This window comes from Vibrio gallaecicus (assembly GCF_024347495.1).
Lineage (GTDB): Bacteria > Pseudomonadota > Gammaproteobacteria > Enterobacterales > Vibrionaceae > Vibrio > Vibrio gallaecicus.
The window spans coordinates 2,157,174-2,177,523 of the sequence record NZ_AP025490.1; the positions used below are offsets into that span (position 1 = coordinate 2,157,174).

The 20,350-nt window shown below is 41.3% G+C and carries 19 protein-coding genes; 11 read left to right on the plus strand and 8 right to left on the minus strand.

The window, feature by feature from the left end; translation table 11 throughout:
• Window positions 1-193: 193 nt before the first annotated feature.
• Window positions 194-949 (minus strand): SDR family oxidoreductase, encoded by a 756-nt coding sequence (locus OCU78_RS09305; RefSeq protein WP_206383699.1) that lies wholly within the window; start codon window positions 947-949, stop codon window positions 194-196.
• 72 nt (window positions 950-1,021) lie between these two features.
• On the opposite strand from OCU78_RS09305, the gene OCU78_RS09310 reads away from it, so the two are divergent.
• Window positions 1,022-1,402 carry a winged helix-turn-helix transcriptional regulator gene (locus tag OCU78_RS09310; RefSeq protein WP_137372847.1) on the plus strand — a complete coding sequence of 127 codons (381 nt, stop codon included), beginning with the start codon at window positions 1,022-1,024 and terminating at the stop codon, window positions 1,400-1,402.
• Window positions 1,403-1,830: 428 nt separating this feature from the next.
• Here OCU78_RS09310 and OCU78_RS09315 read toward each other — a convergent pair whose 3' ends face one another.
• From OCU78_RS09315 to OCU78_RS09330, 4 genes are all read right to left on the minus strand, one after another.
• Complete coding sequence (locus tag OCU78_RS09315; protein WP_240701721.1) at window positions 1,831-2,013, minus strand: hypothetical protein; 183 nt, start codon at window positions 2,011-2,013, stop codon at window positions 1,831-1,833.
• Window positions 2,014-2,245: 232 nt separating this feature from the next.
• A complete protein-coding gene (locus tag OCU78_RS09320; RefSeq protein WP_137372845.1) occupies window positions 2,246-3,625 on the minus strand; it encodes an amidase in 1,380 nt (459 codons plus the stop codon).
• A 91-nt stretch (window positions 3,626-3,716) separates the two neighbouring features.
• Complete coding sequence (locus OCU78_RS09325) at window positions 3,717-4,589, minus strand: AraC family transcriptional regulator (RefSeq protein ID WP_137372844.1); 873 nt, start codon at window positions 4,587-4,589, stop codon at window positions 3,717-3,719.
• A 175-nt stretch (window positions 4,590-4,764) separates the two neighbouring features.
• The gene (locus OCU78_RS09330; RefSeq protein WP_137372843.1) at window positions 4,765-5,613 is read right to left on the minus strand and encodes an SDR family oxidoreductase; all 849 of its coding nucleotides are present in this window, start codon (window positions 5,611-5,613) and stop codon (window positions 4,765-4,767) included.
• Window positions 5,614-5,712: 99 nt separating this feature from the next.
• Between OCU78_RS09330 and OCU78_RS09335 the strand changes: the two genes are divergently transcribed.
• On the plus strand, window positions 5,713-6,615 hold the full coding sequence (locus tag OCU78_RS09335; RefSeq protein WP_137372842.1) for a LysR family transcriptional regulator: 903 nt from the start codon (window positions 5,713-5,715) through the stop codon (window positions 6,613-6,615).
• A 110-nt stretch (window positions 6,616-6,725) separates the two neighbouring features.
• On the opposite strand, the gene OCU78_RS09340 is transcribed toward OCU78_RS09335, so the two are convergent.
• Window positions 6,726-7,193 (minus strand): hypothetical protein, encoded by a 468-nt coding sequence (locus tag OCU78_RS09340; protein ID WP_137372841.1) that lies wholly within the window; start codon window positions 7,191-7,193, stop codon window positions 6,726-6,728.
• Window positions 7,194-7,431: 238 nt separating this feature from the next.
• Between OCU78_RS09340 and OCU78_RS09345 the strand changes: the two genes are divergently transcribed.
• Window positions 7,432-9,105, plus strand: coding sequence for an amidohydrolase (locus tag OCU78_RS09345; protein WP_137372840.1), 1,674 nt, complete (start codon window positions 7,432-7,434; stop codon window positions 9,103-9,105).
• Between the two features lie 175 nt (window positions 9,106-9,280).
• Here the strand turns inward: OCU78_RS09345 and OCU78_RS09350 are convergent, their stop codons facing one another.
• The gene (locus OCU78_RS09350; RefSeq protein WP_167494009.1) at window positions 9,281-11,560 is read right to left on the minus strand and encodes a TonB-dependent receptor; all 2,280 of its coding nucleotides are present in this window, start codon (window positions 11,558-11,560) and stop codon (window positions 9,281-9,283) included.
• A 217-nt stretch (window positions 11,561-11,777) separates the two neighbouring features.
• Between OCU78_RS09350 and OCU78_RS09355 the strand changes: the two genes are divergently transcribed.
• Genes OCU78_RS09355 through OCU78_RS09385 form a run of 7 tightly spaced genes read left to right on the plus strand, consistent with a single transcriptional unit; the run spans window position 11,778 to window position 17,898 of the window.
• A complete protein-coding gene (locus tag OCU78_RS09355) occupies window positions 11,778-13,535 on the plus strand; it encodes a PepSY-associated TM helix domain-containing protein (RefSeq protein WP_137372838.1) in 1,758 nt (585 codons plus the stop codon).
• Window positions 13,536-13,558: 23 nt separating this feature from the next.
• The gene (locus OCU78_RS09360; protein ID WP_137372837.1) at window positions 13,559-13,894 is read left to right on the plus strand and encodes a hypothetical protein; all 336 of its coding nucleotides are present in this window, start codon (window positions 13,559-13,561) and stop codon (window positions 13,892-13,894) included.
• Window positions 13,895-13,903: 9 nt separating this feature from the next.
• The gene (locus tag OCU78_RS09365; protein ID WP_137372836.1) at window positions 13,904-14,464 is read left to right on the plus strand and encodes a hypothetical protein; all 561 of its coding nucleotides are present in this window, start codon (window positions 13,904-13,906) and stop codon (window positions 14,462-14,464) included.
• A 14-nt stretch (window positions 14,465-14,478) separates the two neighbouring features.
• Window positions 14,479-15,381 carry a metal ABC transporter solute-binding protein, Zn/Mn family gene (locus OCU78_RS09370; protein WP_137372835.1) on the plus strand — a complete coding sequence of 301 codons (903 nt, stop codon included), beginning with the start codon at window positions 14,479-14,481 and terminating at the stop codon, window positions 15,379-15,381.
• Window positions 15,378-16,124, plus strand: a complete 747-nt coding sequence (locus OCU78_RS09375) for a metal ABC transporter ATP-binding protein (protein ID WP_137372834.1) — start codon at window positions 15,378-15,380, stop codon at window positions 16,122-16,124. The genes OCU78_RS09370 and OCU78_RS09375 overlap by 4 nt, the downstream gene beginning before the upstream one ends.
• Window positions 16,125-16,138: 14 nt before the next feature.
• Entirely contained in the window at window positions 16,139-17,020 is an 882-nt protein-coding gene (locus OCU78_RS09380) for a metal ABC transporter permease (protein WP_137372833.1), read from the plus strand.
• 2 nt (window positions 17,021-17,022) lie between these two features.
• Window positions 17,023-17,898 carry a hypothetical protein gene (locus tag OCU78_RS09385; RefSeq protein WP_137372832.1) on the plus strand — a complete coding sequence of 292 codons (876 nt, stop codon included), beginning with the start codon at window positions 17,023-17,025 and terminating at the stop codon, window positions 17,896-17,898.
• 215 nt (window positions 17,899-18,113) lie between these two features.
• Here OCU78_RS09385 and OCU78_RS09390 read toward each other — a convergent pair whose 3' ends face one another.
• Window positions 18,114-19,178, minus strand: coding sequence for an NAD(P)/FAD-dependent oxidoreductase (locus OCU78_RS09390; RefSeq protein WP_137372831.1), 1,065 nt, complete (start codon window positions 19,176-19,178; stop codon window positions 18,114-18,116).
• A gap of 118 nt (window positions 19,179-19,296) precedes the next feature.
• Between OCU78_RS09390 and OCU78_RS09395 the strand changes: the two genes are divergently transcribed.
• Window positions 19,297-20,178: a LysR family transcriptional regulator gene (locus OCU78_RS09395; RefSeq protein ID WP_137372830.1), complete on the plus strand. Its 882-nt coding sequence runs from the start codon at window positions 19,297-19,299 to the stop codon at window positions 20,176-20,178.
• Window positions 20,179-20,350 lie beyond the last annotated feature (172 nt).

Here is a 20,350-nt window from a genome sequence, read left to right on the forward strand (position 1 = left end):
GATAGTGAAGATAGAACAAAATTGCTAAATGCATAACAGTTGCTTTTTCTTACCTAGCAAGCTTGGGGGCACTTTCTAGCAGGAAAGTGCCGCGGGTAAAAGTCAGGGTATTGTTGGATAAAAATAGGTATGGAAAACATCGAAAGCTGTGGTCAAATCTATTTTTTCACCGCAAGATTTCACCACAAAACACTTATAAATTCCCTACGCCGCCATCAATCAGTAATTCAGAACCAAGCATATAGGCGGATTCGTCAGAGGCGAGAAAAACGGCCGCTTTTGCCAATTCTAGTGGTGTTCCCAAACGCTTTAGCGGGACTAACTCTTTAACTTGATTAATCAAAGCTACTTTCTCACAATCAGGCAAACCAAATTTATCAAAAGCCTCTGTCTGCGTTGGTCCTGGACTCAGTGTGTTAACTCGAATACCTAGATGTTTTAGTTCCCCAGATAATGTTCTGGCAAGGGAGATTAGTCCGGCTTTACTTGCAGAATAAACACTACTTTTCGGTAGACCTATTTGGGCTGAAACGCTTCCACATAGGATGATAGAGGCTGAGTCAGATAATATTGGTAATAATGAGCGAATTAGAAAGAAAGGACCTTTTAAGTTTGTATTGATTACACGATCAAAACCTTCCTCATCCCATTCTTCGAGTGATTTGTGTGTTACATCGCCAGCATTGATATAAAGTACATCAAGCCTCGGAAATACAGATTTAATCGTTTCGGCTAACTTGTATTGCTGATGGACATCAGAAGAATCATTTTGAATAAAGATGGTACTATCCCCTAACTCCTGCTTTGCTTTTATTAGCCCTTCTTCTCCACGTCCTGTTATTGCAACGCACGCTCCTTCTAAGCGAAACTGCTTTGCCGTTTCCAATCCGATACCTGCGGTACCTCCGGTGATTAAGGCATACTTATTCTGTAATCTTAATGACATCATATCTCCTGTTGTTTTTTACGTAATCGGAGGGCATTATTTGCTAAACAGTTTCAATTGCACAGTAGGTACCAAATGGATACTAAGGAAATAAATAAAAATAAATTTATAGACAATAAGTCTTCATGCCCAATGGTCGACTTCGTAAATATTGTTTCAGGAAAATGGGCAATCCCAATTTTATACCGCTTGATTGTCACGAATGATGTAATACGTTTTGGCGAGTTACAAAGAGCAATAGGTCCTATCACGCAAAAGGAATTAACAAAGCAATTACGTGCTTTTGAAAGCCTTGGGCTTGTTAGTAGAAAAGTCTATCCAGAGATGCCTCCCAGAGTTGAATATCGTGTGACTGATTTGGGAATTACATTAAAACCAACTCTCGATTCACTCGCTAACTGGATGACCCAATATCGAGGTCAATTGATTGGCAAAGCTGTATCAGAGAATGAATAGAACAGTACTGGGGTCGAGTTCTGCATTCTGACAAGCATTACTTTTAGTCGGGCTAAATAGCATTAACAAACTCGAAAGCAATAGATTAGCGATATGGGTACCTGGTGGTTTGAGATCCTGCCCAAGACTACTCCCGTCATTTTGGATGGACAGGATCAGTTCGTATTAGTTAGTCGAAGGCACAACATTTCTGCGACGACATGTTCCGTTGGATGATCTCGACTCTCCTATTCGCAACTTTGTTCGCTGACTGAATCTAGATGTTTAGTTCTAAACAAAATGGTCTGACTAAAAACTATCCCACCAGCGCCAGTGATAGAAATTGGTCTATGCACACAAACCATGAGCATAGACCCTTTAGCATGTCCCCATGAACATAGGCAGATAACTTGGCTTACGGCAGCTCATTTCTAGCCAAAAATCGAACATCACCGAGTTGCTCTATTGATGTCTATAGCTTGAGTAAGGTAGTGAGTAATTACTTTTAGCTCCACCGTTTTAATAGGTAGAACTCGCATCACCTTTCCAGTACCTGTCAGTTGATTATAGGTATCAACCATGTGGACGCCTTTTAAGAAACCGATATCAACGCCATTTTTCGTGGTCCTCATATGGCAAACTCCACCGCAAGGGTCTGAGTAACTGGTTATTCGCTGTTTTCTTGTTTCGAGCAACTTATAGTCTTCAATTAATATGTTTCTCAACAATAAAAACAATGCGCTATGTTCCGACTTAACATCAACCTCATACTGCATATAACACCTGTTAGTTGTTGTTTAACAATAAAATTCACACCACTGTGAACTCATGATTTTTAAAAACCTTCATTTAATAGAAGGCATATCAGAAGACCGGACAGTCAGGGATTTGAGTATGCTTTGATAACTCTTCTGCAATTGATATCAATTCTGATTCTTTGTTCATGCGCCCGACTATTTGAATTCCGATGGGGAGCCCATTTCGGTCTAAACCTATTGGAATGGTTACAACGGGATGACCTATCAGACTGACTGGTGTAGTAAAAGCGGTGAGAGCATCAAAGTAATTCACCTCTAAACCATTGACCATTATTGGTTCTCTATAATCACGACTAGGACCATGCTCAGATGTAGGTGCCATGTGTTTAAACGCGGTACAGCAAGTGACAGGTAATATCCAAGCATCAATATTTTTAAAAAAATCATGACAGTCTAGAAGCGTTTCTTCTCTGTCTTTCAGTGCGCTTGTATATTCATTTGGGTTTCTACGATAACCCTTCATTACATTATTAAGAAAGTTCGGGGAACGCTTTCGACTCTGGTTTCCGAAGAGTAAGCTCAACCATCGTGTCAAAGGGTTCATGAATGCCGACGTTTCATCACCCATTATGCGTCCGAATGTTTCCCAAGACTTTTTGAAGCAGAAATTCTTGGGTTTAGCTTTGACGCATTGATGACCTTTTTGTTGCCAGCAGGCCATCATTTGAGTTATTAGATCCTGAATATCAGCATCCAGCGGCACGTCATCAGCTTCGAGCCAATAAGCCAAATTCAACCTTTTTGGAATACTAGATTCATGTTCACCACTGAGTGCTCGCCACATTAAAGCTAAGTCTTTTGCTTGCCTAGCTATTGGACCTGGCCGTGCAAAATGATTTAGAGACAATGTTGGGGTTAACAGCATTCCATCGCTGCTTACTGCACCTTCACTCGGTAATAAACTATAAACACCACAGAAGCTTGCAGGTATCCTTAACGAACCAGACAAATCAGTACCAATATCAACGAAGCTCATCCCGGTCGCAACTGCGGCCGCACCGCCTCCACTACTGCCTCCAACCGTGTAATCGGGGTTCCACGGATTTTTACAAAAACCACGTATTGGGTTGTTCGTTTGAAAATCCATGGCTAAAGGCGGAAGGCTAGTTTTACCAAGTAAGGTAGCACCTTGGGCAAACAGCTTTTCTGCAATAGGCGCTGTGATATCACTGTGTATGGTTTTATTAAGACCAAAACTACAAGGTAGATTCTCTATATGGAACTGGTCTTTAAAGCTTATGGGAAGACCGGCTAGTAACTCGGTGTTATCTAACGCTGCGGTTTGATCTTGATAAATAAAAGCGCCCATTTCATCATCGAGTAAGGAAACTCGACTTAGTAAGTGTGTCTTGATTTCTTGAGCGGTGATACTTCTTTTCTTTAGCGCTTTGCAAGCCTCAATAGCCGTCATATGGTGAATAGTCATAGATACTCCCTTGTGTGTTATCTACAATCTATTGCACCAGCAAACGCACTTTTTCGCTGTTCAATCTCTGCTATCTTTTCGCCGTTTAATCTCAGCTAGCTTTTAGCGGCACATATATGTGTGTTACCCAGTTTTGTGGGGGAGTATTTTCTGGGGAGGTCAAATATAGCTCAAAAGGAAGAGCATCTCTGAGCTCATAGCCTGAGCTTTGTAGCCAAGAGCGAAAAGCATGGTTCCACGTCTGATAAAGGTAATCGTAGTGACCTATGTGTTCAAATACAGCCCATAACCCCTGCTCAATTCGACTTGAATATGGTGTATGCAAATGATCCTTCGGTTCATAAAAAAGTGCACCGTACAGAACTTGGGCATGTTCATCGTTAAGACTTTGTGGGCTGGAAGGAAAAGCACTCACTAAACCATACAACTGTGGCTCTTGACTTAATCGCTGGAATTCCTTCGAAACATCTCGTAGAGCTTGGGTCAGAAACGTTCCATTGATCGTTCCAGACGTTGCACTGTATTGATAAAACAAGGTCGGTAAAGTTTTAAGCTCAACCTTTGGTGACAAGTTCTTTGCGGCAATAGTATTTAGGAAAGGACGTGATTCATCCAACCCTATTCGAATGTGCTCAGGGTGAGAACGAAACTCACTAGGGCTCACCTGAAAATGCTGACGAAATGCCCGCGAGAATGCACTGTGAGTTTCGAAACCTGATTTCAGCGCAATATCGAGTACACCAAGTGTTGGTTGGGTTGATAGACTATCTGCAGCCAATTCTAAGCGACGGTGTAATACATACTGACCAACGGACTCACCTAAATGAGCACTGAAGAGACGTTGAAAATGGAAAGGTGACAACATCGCATGTTCAGCTATTTGTTCTGCCGATATTTTCTCTTCTATATTTTTTTCTATAAACAGTAGAGCTTTCTCTAGTTTTTTTCGTGTTCTATCACTCATACAATCATAGTGCCTTCAATCAGAATAAAACATGGAATGAAGCTAGGGCAATGAAGCAACCCATGTCTAAAATGGAAATGAACTTTATAGCTCTTTATTGATGTTTATGGTGCAAGAAATTTTTCTATTTAACAATGAAAGCCCCTAATTGTTAGGAGCCTTTTTCCACCGAGATTTAATTTACCTTTAACCATTCGGATAGGCTGGTTGAGGAAGTCAGTGGATGCTCCAGAGTAACAAGATCTGGTTTTTCTCCAACTTTTTCGGTGTACAATAATAAATCAACGGCATCAAGTAGAGTGTCATCACCCAGCTCTTTGGCGTAAGCCCAAGCATCACTTTCAATCATATGCTGCCTGGATAGTTTTTTTGATTGTGCATATATATCAGCAGCCTCGGTTATTGTGATAGCTTCCGGCCCCAGCAGTGTTAAACGCTTATTGTATAAGCTAGGCAATGTGTAACTTTGAACAACGGCCTTTGCGTAATCATCTGCGCTTAGCCAATGAATTGGTTTCGTTGAGTTGCACATTGTGGTCACTGTCTCTTGGTCAACTAATAAATGTAGAGTCTCGAAGAACCAACTTGGCAAATATGTCATGTAAGGAATGCCACTGTTCTTTAATAAGTTTTCTGCTTCTAGCTTTGCCTGCGTATCGATTCTAAAACTATTTTGGGGATACGCTGTTGCGGTTGAAATCATCGTTATTAACTGTATGGACGATTTATCCACAGCTCGAAGAATATGTTTTGTTCCTTCAATGTGATTACGGCGATAAGTCTCAGGGCTATTACCACTAAGGTTGATATGAATAGCTTCTACCTGCTCCAGAGCTACACTCAAGCTATCATGGTCAAATAGGTCTGCTTCCATAAATTCAAATTGCGAACCTTGGAATAACTCTCTAGCTTTAGATGAATCTCTGGAAATGATACGAACCGTATAACCAGCATGAGCGAATGCTTTTGCTACCGGTAAACCAAGCATGCCAGTGGCGCCAATTACAGCAATTGTTTTTAACATAGTAATACTCCTTCTTAATGGTTCACTAATCATAAACATCATTGATTAAAATCATTAGTAGGATAAAGTGAGAGCCTGCTTGCCAAAAATGGGATAAATATGGATCTTGAAGCTAGCTTATGGTTTTCAACCGTTGTTAAAACGGGTTCTTTCTCGAAAGCTGCTATCGCGTTGGGAGTGCCGACAAGTACCGTCAGCCGGCGTATCGCCAATCTTGAGGCTCAATTAGGTGTCACATTATTGGTTAGGAACACGCGAAGTATGCAGTTAACTCAATCTGGGACTGAGTATTTAGCTCTAACAAAGCCACTCGAGTTGGGTTATCAATCCCTAAAAGATTGGCAAGATAACCAGTCACAGGTCTCTGGCACATTGCGCATCACCGCTCCATTACAATTTGTTGATTGGCCACTCAGTGACTGGGTCATTGAATTTAAATCCCTTTACCCAAAACTCAATATCGAATTAGTTGGTAGCAATGAAAATCTAGATTTTTACGATGACGGGATAGATATTGCGTTTCGTCAGGGACCACTGTCCAATTCAGATCTGAAACAGCGACGGTTGTTCGAGTTGCAATACGGCATTTATGCCTCGCCTTCGTGGATAAAAGAGCACGGTAGTAATCACGATTTAGAGTGGTTACAAAAACACAAGGTAGTTAACATTGGTGTGAAAGGTAAGGGATTACCATGGTTAGTTCAGCAAGATAATAAACAGCTGACGATTTACCCTAATTCCGACTTGTTACTTGAATCCCCCAAGCAAGCTGTGAAAGCCGCAAAAGCAGGGTTAGGAATCATTTATGTCCCTTGTTTTGATGCGAATTCTGCCATTAGTAATGGGGAAATTGTGCCAGTTTGTGAAGCTCTTTGGCCTGATTGGAACGTTTTTTATCTTGTATTCCATGAAGCGAGAAATAAATCAAAAAAACTATCAACGTTTATTGAATTTATCTTCGAAAAACAGCAGCAACTGCAAACACTGCCAGGCATCCGTTAACTAATACACGACAGCTATTCTTTGTCGTTTTCTGCCCTAAAGTAGACAACGAATCATTTGCTGATTGTCGCGGGCAGCCAACGATAATCAGTATTCGTTAAACCATCGAATTAATCACTGCAAAATTCACTGTCTCCATTTAACATGAAAATGTTACTTTTCCGCTTTTTAAACGGTACTGCAGTCTTTTCTCCAGACACTAAATCATAAATTTGTGTACTACACCCTCCAACAGTCTCATTTATTTCCATAGTATAAGAATGATTATCTTCGGTTGGAAAAGTTAAGAAGCCACCGCATGAAGTATAATAGTCAGATATAGTTATATTGATGGATAAAGGTGTTTCTGCACTAATTTTATATGTGTTCTTTCCATTAGGCGGTGTTTTGATCCCTTCACTTCTGCCTGCACAGAATTCATATTCTCTGAAGAAGGTCATGTGAGCCTCTAGTGAGGATTGATTTCTTAATGTTAGGGTTGCCGTTTTCCCTGTCTCCGGTGCCTTATATGATTGAGGTCCCAAGATGGCACATGAGCAGAGTAATGTTGAAGAGGCAATAATCGCAAATTTTTTCATTTTTCACCAAAGTAATTTATCCCCTTTATTCATCACGGGGCGTTGTTAGACCTGCATCAACTCATCTTGTTGTTGACACTCAATTGTTTCGTTTCATATATATCTCAACAGGTCATCTACAGAATGTGACAGAGCTTTTACTCTAATAAAGTGTGCGAATTACGAACCAAAAACGCCATGGGTTAAGGTTCATACCTTTACTATATTCATAATGACGGTGGGAACCGAAGGAGTAACGATGAACCGAACTTCCTCTCTAATTCTGGTAGCGAGTTTAATAATGAGCTCGCATACTTTGGCTTTCGATGAAGCCGATATGATCTTTACAAACGCACAAATTCACGGTCATGAGAACGCCGATGCGATTGCCATTCATGATGGAAATGTCCTATTTATAGGTAAAGCTACAGACACAAAAATGTATAGTAATAAAAATACTGAAGTGATAGACCTTGAAAAAGCGTATGTCATGCCGGGGTTTATTGATAACCATAACCATGTATTTGAAGCTGTTTCTGAGGCCGGCGGTAACTGTGAGCTGCATATGGACGCCTCACTTGAAGATCAAATCCCTTACTTAAAAGCTTGTAGTAGAAAAAGTCAGTCTAAAGGCTGGTTAATAGGCTATGGTTTTTCGTTAGATGCCATAATCAATGAAAATAATACTCAAACTCCACTAGAGGTAATCGACAACATTTTTCCTACTCGCCCTGTTGTGCTCATGGAACAGACTTCTCATTCAATGTGGGTCAATTCTGCCGCTCTTGAACTTGCAGCTATCACCAAAGATTCACCCGAGCCTCAAGGTGGAAAGATTATCAAAGATCCAGATAGCGGTGAGCTTAACGGCATCTTATTTGATAATGCTGGCGATATCGTTATGGAAATGGCATGGAACAGCCTAGAAGGTCAATTTGATCAAAGTTATGACGGCTTAATAGCTGGTCTTGAAGAGTCAGCATCATACGGAATTACGACTATTGGTGATGGTCGGCTCTATTGGAAACGCGGTTGGTATGAAGTATGGAAACAAGCGGAACAAGACGGTAACTTAACGGCTCGAGTATCCCTACGTCCATGGATTTACCCTGCTGACTCCATGAATCCCCAATTAGTCTATCTGGAAAAAATTCAATCAAGTGATACATCTCGCCTACTCCTAATCGATCAGGTAAAAATGTATAGCGATGGTATTACGATCAATGGTACCGCAAAAACTCTGGCACCGTATTTAGAGACTTACATACCAGATGAGCCTTACGGCATTAATTATATTCCGCCTACTCAAATGAAAACTTGGCTGACTGCATTGGATAAAATTGGTTATAGCGCACATATTCATGCTATTGGAGACGGGGCTGTTCGTGAATCGCTTAACGCGGTAGAACATGCTCGTAGCAACGGGGCATCGAAGTCGTACACGCTTACCCATATCGAGCTTATAGATCCAGACGATATCCATCGCTTTGCGAATTTAAATGTTACAGCAGACTTCCAAGTAGGATCTGAATACATTGTCGAACACGACCACCCGTGGGCTAAACTATTCTTAGGAGCAAAGAGATCAAACGCATTAATGAACCTTAAAGCTATCTTTGATACAGGGGCTAACCTCACATTAAGTAGTGACTGGAATGTCCATGAGTTAAACCCACTTATAGGTATCGCAAACAGTATAAGAATGGGAAGTACAGGATTACCTAATATAAAGGCCGCTATTGATGCATACACTATCAACGCAGCTATAAGCCTTGGAATAGAAGACATTACAGGTTCTATCGACGTAGGAAAATCTGCTGATTTTGCTATCTTAGAGCAAAATATTACCCACTTGTCTGCCGATGATATTGCAAATACGAACATCTTAATGACTGTCTTGCAGGGTAATATTGTATTTGATGTTGAAGAGTAAATGATTAGGTAAAAAGTCAGCTCTAGCTGAATAAGAAGTTAGCTATCCATGAACAGAGCTACATAGACACTGGCTATGAGTACTAAGCTGAAGAAATAAGTACAAAGCTGAATATAAATCACCAAGCAGAGAGGGCGAAATACCCGTGCACTCTCCGTTGATGATAGGTCTTATACTACATGTATATTGTTAGGTTAGCACCAAACTCTCTTGGCGCTCCCGCTCGAATATTCTGGTTATCAAGGTAGTCAGAGTAGTTACCATTAATATAAAACTCATCAGTTAAGTTTTTCACATAAGCATCTACTTTAAAGTTATCCCCAAGGTAACCTGCGGTTACGTTGTAAATCGTGCGAGCATCGGACTTATAAAGCTCATTATTCGCTTGATCGCCGTACATCTCGTCAACATAATCCACGCTAAATGTAGAGTAGACACGTTCAGTAAAGAAATAATTAGCCCCTAGTGAACCCGTATATTCAGGACTAAATGCGAATTGGTTACCTGAAAGATCCCCTTGTGCTCCCACATAATCTTTGAATTTCGTTTTAGCAAAACCCACATTTGCAAATAGCGACAGGTCTTCATTAAACAGGTAGACGTTCTCAAATTCTAAACCGTAAATCTCCGACTCACCTGCATTTTCTGTATAGCAGTTAACTGAGTTTCCATCAGGGCAAACATCTACTTGCTGATTCTTCCAATCACCGTAATAAATATTAGCATTAGAAATTAAATCACCATCTAACCAAGCAGTACGTATCGCCAGCTCGAAGTTATCTAAGTGTTCAGGGTCAAAACTTCGAGATGTACCCGTACCATCGATGTCTGTACCGCCTGAACGGTACCCACGTTTGTAAAAAGTACTAATCGATGCATCTTGGTTTACATTATAAGTTAACCCAACCTGCGGAAGCAGCGCGTGATAAGAAGTCTCTTGCTTTGCTTGATTAGAAACACCTACGTAAGAGTTAAGGTTATTGTTAATCGAAGACACAATCGCCGCACCAGTGCCCGCTGGTAACCCAGTAGCCGAATCAATGGCAGCGCCTGCGCCTGCAGCATCTGGTAAGTTTAGCCCGCCAACAACACTTCGCGATTGCTGAGATGGCGCAATTTCACTCTTCTCATAGTCATAACGGAAACCAGCAGAAGCAGTCCAAGCAGAAGCGATATCATGATCCCATTCCGTGAAGAACGCCATATTCTGAACAGTTTTATCATAAGCGATACTGTCATCAATCTGCGCATTCTCCATGTAAAGAGGAAGAATAGCCCCTTCCAAAGCTCCCGCGCCCATTTGATTTAAACCTGCAGAGATCAACGGGTGTATACCTACGAGTTGTAATCTATCGGTAGCAATTTTTTGTTCAACCTGAGTCAAATAGATGCCCGCGACACCTCTTGTATCTTGACCTTCAAAATTGAAACGGACTTCTTGAGCAATATTCTTATCCTCAACAGTCCTGTCCACTTGATTACCCGTTACTCCTGGTATTCTGTCACTATCGTCTGTTCGAATGTAATCACCACCTAAATAAGATGTGATTGAGCTTAGCGTCCACTGATCTGTTAAGTAATACGTAAAATCGATCGCAGCCGTAAAGCCGTCATAATTCTCTCGAGCTACCACATCATCATAAGATGTTCGGCTATCTAGTGGATATCCATTGGCTGGATTCACATAATAAATGTCTTGCCCACGATCTGACTTAGCAAACTGAGCCATGAGATTTAGGCTCCACTGGTCACTTGGTTCGATCAACAATTGTGCTCGGATGTTGTGATTCTCACGAGCATCGAAATCATCATTACCTAAAGTTGCATTTTTCATAAACCCATCAGATTCATGGAACTGTCCAGTAACTCTCAAAGCCGCATCATCACCAACAGGGGCATTGAACATACCATCAAGAACTTTACGCCCGTAGTTACCGGCTCCAACTCTCATCACAGCGTCATAATAACCAAGTTCAGGCTTTTTAGATTCAACGACGACAGCACCGATAAGGGCATTTCGTCCCACGTTAGTGGACTGGGGACCACGCAACACTTCAACTTGTTCAACATCCCAAACATCTTTCGCTAAAAAACGGCTCGCATAGCCAGTGTAAGCAACACCATCAATATAAAGACTGCCCATTTCACCAGTGCCACCACCGGTTGATGCAGAATTTTGCGATACCCCACGAATACCAAACACTTCACCAGAACCCATGTCATAAACATTGGCAGAAAAAGCGTAGATATCATTGAGATCTTGTAGCTCGTACCTTTCTATATCTTGATCGGTTACGACTGCCACACTTTCCTTAGTGTCTTGAGTAGAGCGAGCAATTTTTTGTCCTGTAACGACAATCACTTCTGTTTGTGCTGAATCTCGAATATCTGATTGAGCCAAAGCGCCATTTGATAGGACAGATAGAACTGCCACAGCGGTTGCAGAAAACCTCAAAACACACCTCCCTTTAATTATTTGTGAAAATTTTGTGTATAAAAAGCAGCAAAGAAACGAACAATAATAGTAATTGTTTGCATTTACAATGCATTTTATAAATAATCATCACTCAGAATTATAAGTGCGTTAATGCTCTGATTTAGATAACTTTATCTGGATCCCATATTGAATAAAGCACAGTACCTAAGCTGAATAACAAGACAGGGAGAGAGTCGTGACCACGAATGTGTCAGTATCTGGAAGTTCAGTTGACGAAAGTCTAGAGCGGAAATTAAAAAATAAAAAGGCCAAGAAAATCACCGCCGGGAGAATCGCTTTTCTTGTGCACAGCTACATTGGATTAAAGCTATCCATTATTTTTTGTGTCGTTCTACTTAGTGGCACAATCGCTGTTTTCCATGAAGAAATCGACTGGCTAATTTACTCTGAAAAACGCGTGGTTTCGGAGCCAAAGAAGATGAATGCAGGGGCTGTGTTCGACCGCCTTCAGGAAGAATTTCCAAACTCAGGGCTATCGTCCTACTACACGGCTTCCGATCGCGAGCAAACATCCGCTACCGCAATTAAAAGCACATCAAGCGGTGGATTTACTGTTGTCCATATCGACCCATATACTGGCGAATATAAAGGAGAAACCGACTTCTTAACCGTTGGTAGCTTCATTCGTATCCTTCATACCAATCTTTTCATGCCGTTAATTGGTCGTGCATTTGTCAACTTTTTCGGCATTCTTTGCCTTATTGGATTAATCACAGGGCTGATATCCTACCGTCGATTTTGGCGACATTTTTTTACTTTACCTCGCTACCAAGGCGTAAAATTCCACCGTTTTCTTGCTGATTTACATAAATTTATTGGCTTATGGTCTCTCTGGTTTGTTCTCATCATTGGCGTATCTGGAAGTTGGTGGTTTTATCACAACCCACTGGTCCTCTATAAACTAGCTCCCCCAGTCATCGAAGCACTCCCAATTGAGCCAGGGCTGACAAGAGCCGATATAAAACAGCTAGGAACCGAAACCCCAACGAAACTGACATCTGCGCAAATTGTAGATGCGGTTTATAAGCATGATCCTAACTTTACTCCCCTTTTACTTCGCCCACCTGAGCACAATGGTATGGCTTATTCAATCCGCGGAACAAAAGGCGACCTACTCACTCACATAATGGATAGTGTGTATTTCATCCACCCTTATACAGGTGAAATTATTGGCTCAAGATTAATGGAAGATGCCAGCTTTGGTCACCGGTTTGACAGGGCAATGAGACCTCTTCATTACGGAACTTTCGGAGAATCAGGCTGGACTGATATTTTAGTTAAAACGATATGGTTTGTTTTTGGATTTGCAATGACAGCACTTTCAGTTTCAGGAACCATTATTTACTACAAACGAACCAGATCCGAAGTTTCACGCATTATTCGCCCTTCAATGTCTAAATCTAAAAAAAGGCTACTTAAAGCTTGGCTAGTCATTAGGCCCTGGGGTGGCCCAATGTCCGGTTTCAAATATCTTAACTGGGCGTTTATTTTGGTTATGTGCATAGGAATTAGTATTGCCTTCAAGCTTCAACGAGAGGGCACATCCGGTGGCGGATACCAATACCAACAACAAACCGTTGGGCAATGGGATATTAGCTTGCAAGTCGTACTCGGTCTTTTAGAAAAAGACCTGCCTCCAATTAGTCCCGGTAGAAAAACTAACGTTAATGCGTTTGTTGAAGGTGACTTCTCTAACATCAAATTTATGTACGTTGACTTCAAAAAACCACGGACACTAAGAGCTCCTGGTTTTGTTATCCACGGTGTAACTGGCAATTTAACCGCCCATGTTGTTGTTCCAAAGAAGCTGCCTACCGACGCAAAACTTTGGCTAACGATTGAAGACTGGAGTGGCGAGTTTTACCAAGCCTCTTGGTCACTCATGCCTGATGGTGTAGGTACGTTCGACAAACGAACAACCGATCTAAATTAGAACGAATAAGAAGGCTTTAAATCATGTTAAGAAGAGCAACTCTACTCTCAATAACTCTTGGCTCAATGCTTACGAGTATTGCTAGCTTTGCACACTACCCCATCTTGACTTGCAACGTAGGACACAATGACCAGAGCAAATTGGTGATATGTGAAGCTAGTTTCTCAAATAGAGCTAAAGCCCCAAATGTCATTATGGAAGTATTTTCTGACGAGGATGAAGTATTGTCCTCTGGCGTGACTGATGAAAAGGCGATGTACCAGTTTCCTCTCCCAGAAGGTGATTACTTCATTCTTATGGATGCGGGACCAGGACATGTCCTAGAGATATCTAACGATGAAGTGAATAACAATTTATAGGTAATGCTCGTGAATCATTCCATTGACTGTAAAGTCAAATCGTTAGACTCAAAGATGGTGTTTGTTGAAATAATTCCACCAGCCGACGGGAAGAAAGAAGACAAAATAGTGTTGAGTTGTATTGTAGCCGTTGTGCTCACTGCATCCTCATTGCTGTTTTGGTTATACCCGCCAAAAAGTAACCACAAGCCTACTATTCCGCAAGGTATGCACGCGCATTTAACCAGCCTAGCAAACGCGACAGATGAGATATTAATGATGAGTGAAATGGGCGAAAAATTCCCTAGCCTCTCTGAGTTAGTCAATTTCGACATTGCGCCTTTTACACAGCAGAACATCGGTAATTTAAGTGTCGTTTCATGGAAACAAGTCGATCACTGCTTTATTGGCGAAACCCACATCAATCAAGTTGATTATCAAATGCGCTTAATCGTCGGCGATACCAGTGGAGCTTCAATTGCTTGGCGTGTTGCACAACCAGACACACTGGAAGAGTTATGTTCTGTTCAAGCAAATAAGACATGGCACACCCTAAACTCCACAAATAACAACCAACTGCATAGTCATTGATATAGGGAATTTTAATGTCTTTTTTACATCGTAATATTTTTGCGATTTTTATCGCTATTTTATCCCTTTCTTTACCCTCTTTGGCTTTTGCTAAATTAAACATCGGGATTACTTTACACCCCTACTACAGCTACGTGACGAATATTGTAGGTGATAAAGCAACCGTAACTCCTCTAATTGATGCGGGATTCAATCCTCATGCTTATAAGCTATCACCTGCGGATTTGTCGCGATTAAAATCTATGGATGCAATTGTCGTAAACGGTATTGGTCATGATCAGTTTGCTGTTGAAGCTTTGGAAAGCTTGAACTTACCGCAGCTCACCGTAATTCAAGCAAATGCCAACGTGCCTCTGATCAGCAAACCGGGAGGGGAAATACACAACCCCCACACTTTTGTATCCATTGACGCCGCGATTCGTCAGATTTATACCATTACCAAAAGCTTAGCAAAGCTAGACCCGGAAAATTCAAAATACTATCAACGCAACGCACTGAAGTACGCCAAAAAACTACGCAAAATTAAGTCAACAGCTTTAAAGGAAATTGTCGGCTTAAACGTGAGTAATATTAGAATTGCGAGTACACATGGCGCGTATGGCTATCTCTTACAAGAGTTTGGTATGACAGTATCTGCTGTTGTAGAACCAGCGCACGGCGTATCCCCAAGTGCTTCACAGTTGCAAGAAACCATTAATAAAATTCGAAATGCGAATGTTCAAGTTCTTTTCACTGAACTCAAGATGGCTAATCAATACATCAACGTCATTGAGAAGGAGAGCGGAACTCGTGTGTTCCACTTTTCTCACATGACTTATGGTGACTACCGGAAAGATTTGGTTGAAACCGATATGAAACACAACCTAAGCACCCTCGTTCATTCACTCAAATATGCAGAGGGAAAGCCAACGTTATGAGTTGTTTAATTCCAGATGTTATTTTAGGTCCGTTAATCACACTCAAAAATGTGGGCTTGGTCGAAGGGAAGTTAACCATACTTGAAAACATTAACACCGAGCTAAAAGCGGGTGGTTGGCACGCTATTTTAGGACCGAATGGGGGCGGAAAAAGCACTCTATTAAAAACCATTTTAGGATTAACTGACCATTCAGGTGAAGTGGCAATACATTGGCCGCATTCTTCCGACTATTCCCAAGCTCACATGAATGACATTGGTTATATGCCACAGCTATCCCCATTTGATTCGAGCTTACCAATCTCTGTGCGTGATTACGTACTAATGAGTCTATCCACCAAACCAGTTTGGTTTACTCGAACTTTAAAGAAAAACGTGCAATTAGCGCTAGAAGAATTAGGTCTAGACGACAAATTAGAACGCAAACTAGGCGATCTTTCAGGTGGAGAACGACAAAGGCTCATTCTTGGTATCGCGCTCCTCAAGAAGCCGAGTTTGCTCATTTTGGACGAACCGATGACAGGTTTAGATCAACAAGGCCAAGAACAATGCCTTAGCCTCTTATCAAAATTCCACCGCTCTGGAGGAACACTTCTCATGGTCGAACATGATTGGGAAGTAGTTAAAAAACACTGCCAACAGGTGTATTGGATAGATAAAACAATTCAAACCCAAGACCACTCAAACACTTTTTTTGCTCAATACCAGCAGCCCAATAAGCTTCACCCTATCGTCAATAAATAATCTAAAGAGCTCAAATGAACAAAGTATATGATTTTTTTGCTTACAGGGTTGAGCAAGGCATATTGCCACAAATGTTTGAATACGAATTTCTCATCAATGCGCTGTTAGCCAGCATGATGATTGGTCCTTTACTTGGTCTGCTTGGCACTCTTGTCGTGGTGAAGCGCTTAGCCTTCCTTTCAGAAGCCGTCGGGCATAGTGTCTTAACAGGTGTCAGCATTGGAATTTTGCTTGGAGAGCCCGCAACATCGCCTCTTATTAGCTTGTTCAGTTTCTCTATTTTGTTTGCTCTATTACTGCAATGGGTTAAAGGTCGTTCAACCATTCCTTACGACGCTTTGATCGGTGTGTTTTTATCTTTTGCACTCGCGACAGGCGCAGCGTTACTCCTCTATGTTGCTAAGAAAGTCAATGCCCACCTTATCGAACAAGTGATGTTTGGCTCAATCTTGGTTGCGAGTACGAGTGACTTAATCATGCTCGCGATTATTTGCTTTATTGTACTAATTCTAAGTTACTTCTATGGTAATCACGCTTACTTAGTCGCTATTTCCCCCGATATTGCCCATAGCCAAAGAATCAAAACCAAATTACACGACTATGCATTTGTCATTTTGATCGCCTTGATTACCGTCGCCTCAGTTAAGATCATCGGGGCGGTATTAGTCGGTGCACTGCTGCTTATTCCTGCCGCCAGTGCTCGTTTGGTTGCACAGAATCTAAAACAACTTCTTATTTTATCCGTACTCTTTTCCACTACGGCGTCCGTTTTCGGAGTCCTAATTCCCATGTATCTACAGTGGCCGATATCCGCCGGACCAGCGATTACACTCTTCGCCTGCGGGTGGTTCTTGATTAGCCTTGTTCATCGACAAGCGAATAAAAAGGCAGCCTAACAATGACTTTAATCCGACTTATAGTTAAACACCGTGTTGCAGTATTCATTAGCTTACTTGCTCTTACCTATCGCTCATCTTTTGCACAAACCGATGAAGATAACCATCTCAAGATCGTGACAGTCATTCCTGTTGTCGCGAGCATGACAGAGGAGCTGGTTAAGGGCACAAACATCACTGTGAAGCTGCTACCGCCTTTGAAGTACAATATAAAACGTATCCCTGGGTGGTTGGAACGACAACCTTCAGAGTCTTACCCCATTGCAGATGCTGTCATTGGAATATCCTCAATTTGGTCGAATGTTGACGCCTATCCAGCTTTGCGCAATCAAAATATAGCGATAATCCCCATAGACATCGCGCAAGCGTTAATACCAAAAGGTGAAAGAGTCGCAGTGCTGAGCTCACAAGGTAAAGTTTCGAGCTATTTTTGGTTAAACCCAGCGAATGCTCTTGTTATGTTAGGCATTCTGCATAGAGATTTATCCCTTATTCTTGATTACAAAGGAAATAAAGGATCCAAGGAGGAAAAACAAAGGTTAAATGCCAATTTTGCACAAATGAACAAGTCTTTACGTCAAAGCCAAATCACATTTGATAACATCATTTTCAATAGCGAATCCATGCTAGTCATAGTGAATAAGCCAGAACTAAAAGGACTTGCTTCTGCCACTCTGCTGCCATTAGTTGAACGTAGAGATGCGATTGAAGATGGGCTTCAAACCCTTTTGGTCACAAATAGAAAATTACACCACTCTTCCTTAAAAGAGCTTCCAGACAATATTGTTATTTGGAGCGTGGATGACTTCGCGAAACAGCGTAAAGGATCATTTACCGAGCGTTGGAAAATGAACATGAAGGCTTTGCCCTCAAACTAAGCTAGGCTGTGTTTAAGCGGATCTAATTTGAAGCACCTGAAAGTTTATACGACTGAGACTTAAGCGACTAAAAGTGCAAGTCGCCCTTTTTTTGCTACTGAAGAATCGAAACCTTTCACTACGAAGAACGACCGAACGTATCTACGTTCAGTCCTCTTTGTCTGACTCAAGTTCAACGGAAAAAATACAGTTCAACGGAATAAAAGTACCGTACTCTAATCAGCCCCGAATGCCGTGTGCACTTTCTTTATAAATAGGTCTTTTTGCTTCATATTGATAAGAGATTTAAACGTCGTCACAGCAAAAGGTAATTCGGCTACACCGCTTTTTTGCCCTGTTGGAATGAGCGCTATTAACGGATTACGTTTATACCCTTTTACCTTTTTGTTCTTTAGTTTTTTGACTATCGACTTTGCGACGTACTCACCTTGCTGTTGAGCAAGATAACCCAGTTTAGGTTCACCAACATCAGCAACATCACCTAACGCGTATAAGTTGTTTTGTCCGGTGACCTCCAATTTATCATTCACTTTGACGAATCCTTTAGTGTCTAAGATATGCGGTAAATGAGGTTGCAAAAATTCACTGTTCGGTAATGTACCCACTGCCTGAAAAACAAAATCAGCATCACTGGTTTTCCCTGTATTGCTATCAATGTACGCCCCATCGACATTGCTATAACTAATATTAAATTCAACTTCAACACCAAGGCTTTTCAATTGTTCTAGTGCAATTCTGCGTGTTTTTTCTTTAAAACCGTCTAATAATGCACCTGTGTTATGGGCTAACACGGTTTTCTTTACAGGAAATGCGTAGGCAATTTCGCCAGCTAACTCTACGCCTACAACACCGCCTCCGATAATAAGTACTTTGTCTGCGGATTTTAGTTCGTCGTTGTATCCAAGCATTTCGCCATTTCGTGTTTCTAGATCCAATGCCGTTTTTGACTTAGCGATAGGCATAGTTGGGTAGCGTGTTCCTGAAGCAATGATGGCTTTCTTGAATTCTACCAATGTCCCATCCTCTAAAGTCGCAACACTACTTTTAAGTTTAGTCACTCCGCTTTGTATAAACGATCCCGTCAAAAAGCTTTTATACTGTTTTCTAGCTTTATTTTTTGTGATGTCAGGAGCAGCCACATTGCGCAGAGTGGCAAAAGTAACTTCGAAGTAGTCCTTTTTATCAACTAGCAACGTTTCTATACCATTTTTTTCTAATTTCTGAGCCGCTGACACACCAGCAAAGCCACCACCTATAATTAAAATATCGACTTTTTTCATCTTCGATTACCTTACTTTTCCATCTAACTCGATTCAGTGAAACTAAATTAGCGCGTTTGATTTTTTGGTAAATGAGCGAAAATACGACAATGATGCGCATTTATGCAACGGTTAAGCAATGAACAAATGGAATGAAATAAGAACCGCTTACAAGCTAGCTCAATACCAAACTCTCAGCGCGACGGCTCAGGACATTGGCGTCCACAGATCAACGGTCATGCGCCATATTGATGCACTTGAAGAAGATCTGGGAGTGGTGCTTTTTCAACGGAATGACAAAGGGTATATTCCAACTGAGGCTGGGCTAGAAATTATGCGATTAGGAGAAGTGACCGAAAACCAATTCTCACAATTCACTTCTCAAATAATGAGCAAAGAACAAGCACTGGAAGGGACACTTACAATTACAACCATCGGTGATATGGCCAGCTCGCTTATGCCTTTTATCCAAGAGTACCAACATAGTTACCCCAACATGCGCGTCGATTTTATTGGTGACATTCGAAACTACAACCTCGAATACGGCGAAGCGGACATTGCAATTAGAGGTGGAGAAAAACCAACAACGCCAGACAACATCGTATTTCCAATTGCCGATTTAGAGATAGTGCTATGCGCACACAAGAACTATATCGAACTCATGGGAGTGCCAACTGAAAAGGAGCTACCCCAGCACAGATTTATCGCCATGAAGGAAAGACCTTCTCATTTACCATGGAATGAGTGGATTCACACCAATATTCCCGAGAAGAACATTGTATTCCTATGTTCAAGCCTGCAAATCGCAGTAAGAGCACTGGAAGCTGGCAGCGGTATTTGCGCTTTACCAAAAGAGATTGTGGATGACAATTCTGACCTGATAGAAATTTCATCAAACTTACAATGGCAACTTCCAATATGGGCGTTGGTACACAGAGACATGTTTAACCTAACCAAAATCAAAGCGTTTATCGATATATTACGCAGCTCCGAAGGTAAACCAATTAACTTTAAACTTTGAGAATTTACTCTCTAGTGAATTGGCAAATTAAGCCACTTAGTTAAAGTTTTAGAAATAAAATCAAACCTGAAACTAAAAAACCGGAACAATACTGTAATAACGGCTAACAGAACGTATACGAAATATTCAAAAAGGGCTGTTTGCATAAAAAAGCCAGCCATAGGGGGCGGCT

What these genes read in the sequence shown, in the direction of transcription:
- OCU78_RS09325 (WP_137372844.1), bottom strand. Translation starts at nt 4,589, where the DNA reads ATGAGTGATAGAACACGAAAAAAACTAGAGAAAGCTCTACTGTTTATA.
- OCU78_RS09345 (WP_137372840.1), top strand. Translation starts at nt 7,432, where the DNA reads ATGAACCGAACTTCCTCTCTAATTCTGGTAGCGAGTTTAATAATGAGC.
- OCU78_RS09320 (WP_137372845.1), bottom strand. Translation starts at nt 3,625, where the DNA reads ATGACTATTCACCATATGACGGCTATTGAGGCTTGCAAAGCGCTAAAG.
- OCU78_RS09305 (WP_206383699.1), bottom strand. Translation starts at nt 949, where the DNA reads ATGATGTCATTAAGATTACAGAATAAGTATGCCTTAATCACCGGAGGT.
- OCU78_RS09375 (WP_137372834.1), top strand. Translation starts at nt 15,378, where the DNA reads ATGAGTTGTTTAATTCCAGATGTTATTTTAGGTCCGTTAATCACACTC.
- OCU78_RS09335 (WP_137372842.1), top strand. Translation starts at nt 5,713, where the DNA reads ATGGATCTTGAAGCTAGCTTATGGTTTTCAACCGTTGTTAAAACGGGT.
- OCU78_RS09380 (WP_137372833.1), top strand. Translation starts at nt 16,139, where the DNA reads ATGAACAAAGTATATGATTTTTTTGCTTACAGGGTTGAGCAAGGCATA.
- OCU78_RS09340 (WP_137372841.1), bottom strand. Translation starts at nt 7,193, where the DNA reads ATGAAAAAATTTGCGATTATTGCCTCTTCAACATTACTCTGCTCATGT.
- OCU78_RS09395 (WP_137372830.1), top strand. Translation starts at nt 19,297, where the DNA reads ATGAACAAATGGAATGAAATAAGAACCGCTTACAAGCTAGCTCAATAC.
- OCU78_RS09330 (WP_137372843.1), bottom strand. Translation starts at nt 5,613, where the DNA reads ATGTTAAAAACAATTGCTGTAATTGGCGCCACTGGCATGCTTGGTTTA.
- OCU78_RS09390 (WP_137372831.1), bottom strand. Translation starts at nt 19,178, where the DNA reads ATGAAAAAAGTCGATATTTTAATTATAGGTGGTGGCTTTGCTGGTGTG.
- OCU78_RS09310 (WP_137372847.1), top strand. Translation starts at nt 1,022, where the DNA reads ATGGATACTAAGGAAATAAATAAAAATAAATTTATAGACAATAAGTCT.
- OCU78_RS09370 (WP_137372835.1), top strand. Translation starts at nt 14,479, where the DNA reads ATGTCTTTTTTACATCGTAATATTTTTGCGATTTTTATCGCTATTTTA.
- OCU78_RS09385 (WP_137372832.1), top strand. Translation starts at nt 17,023, where the DNA reads ATGACTTTAATCCGACTTATAGTTAAACACCGTGTTGCAGTATTCATT.
- OCU78_RS09360 (WP_137372837.1), top strand. Translation starts at nt 13,559, where the DNA reads ATGTTAAGAAGAGCAACTCTACTCTCAATAACTCTTGGCTCAATGCTT.
- OCU78_RS09315 (WP_240701721.1), bottom strand. Translation starts at nt 2,013, where the DNA reads ATGAGGACCACGAAAAATGGCGTTGATATCGGTTTCTTAAAAGGCGTC.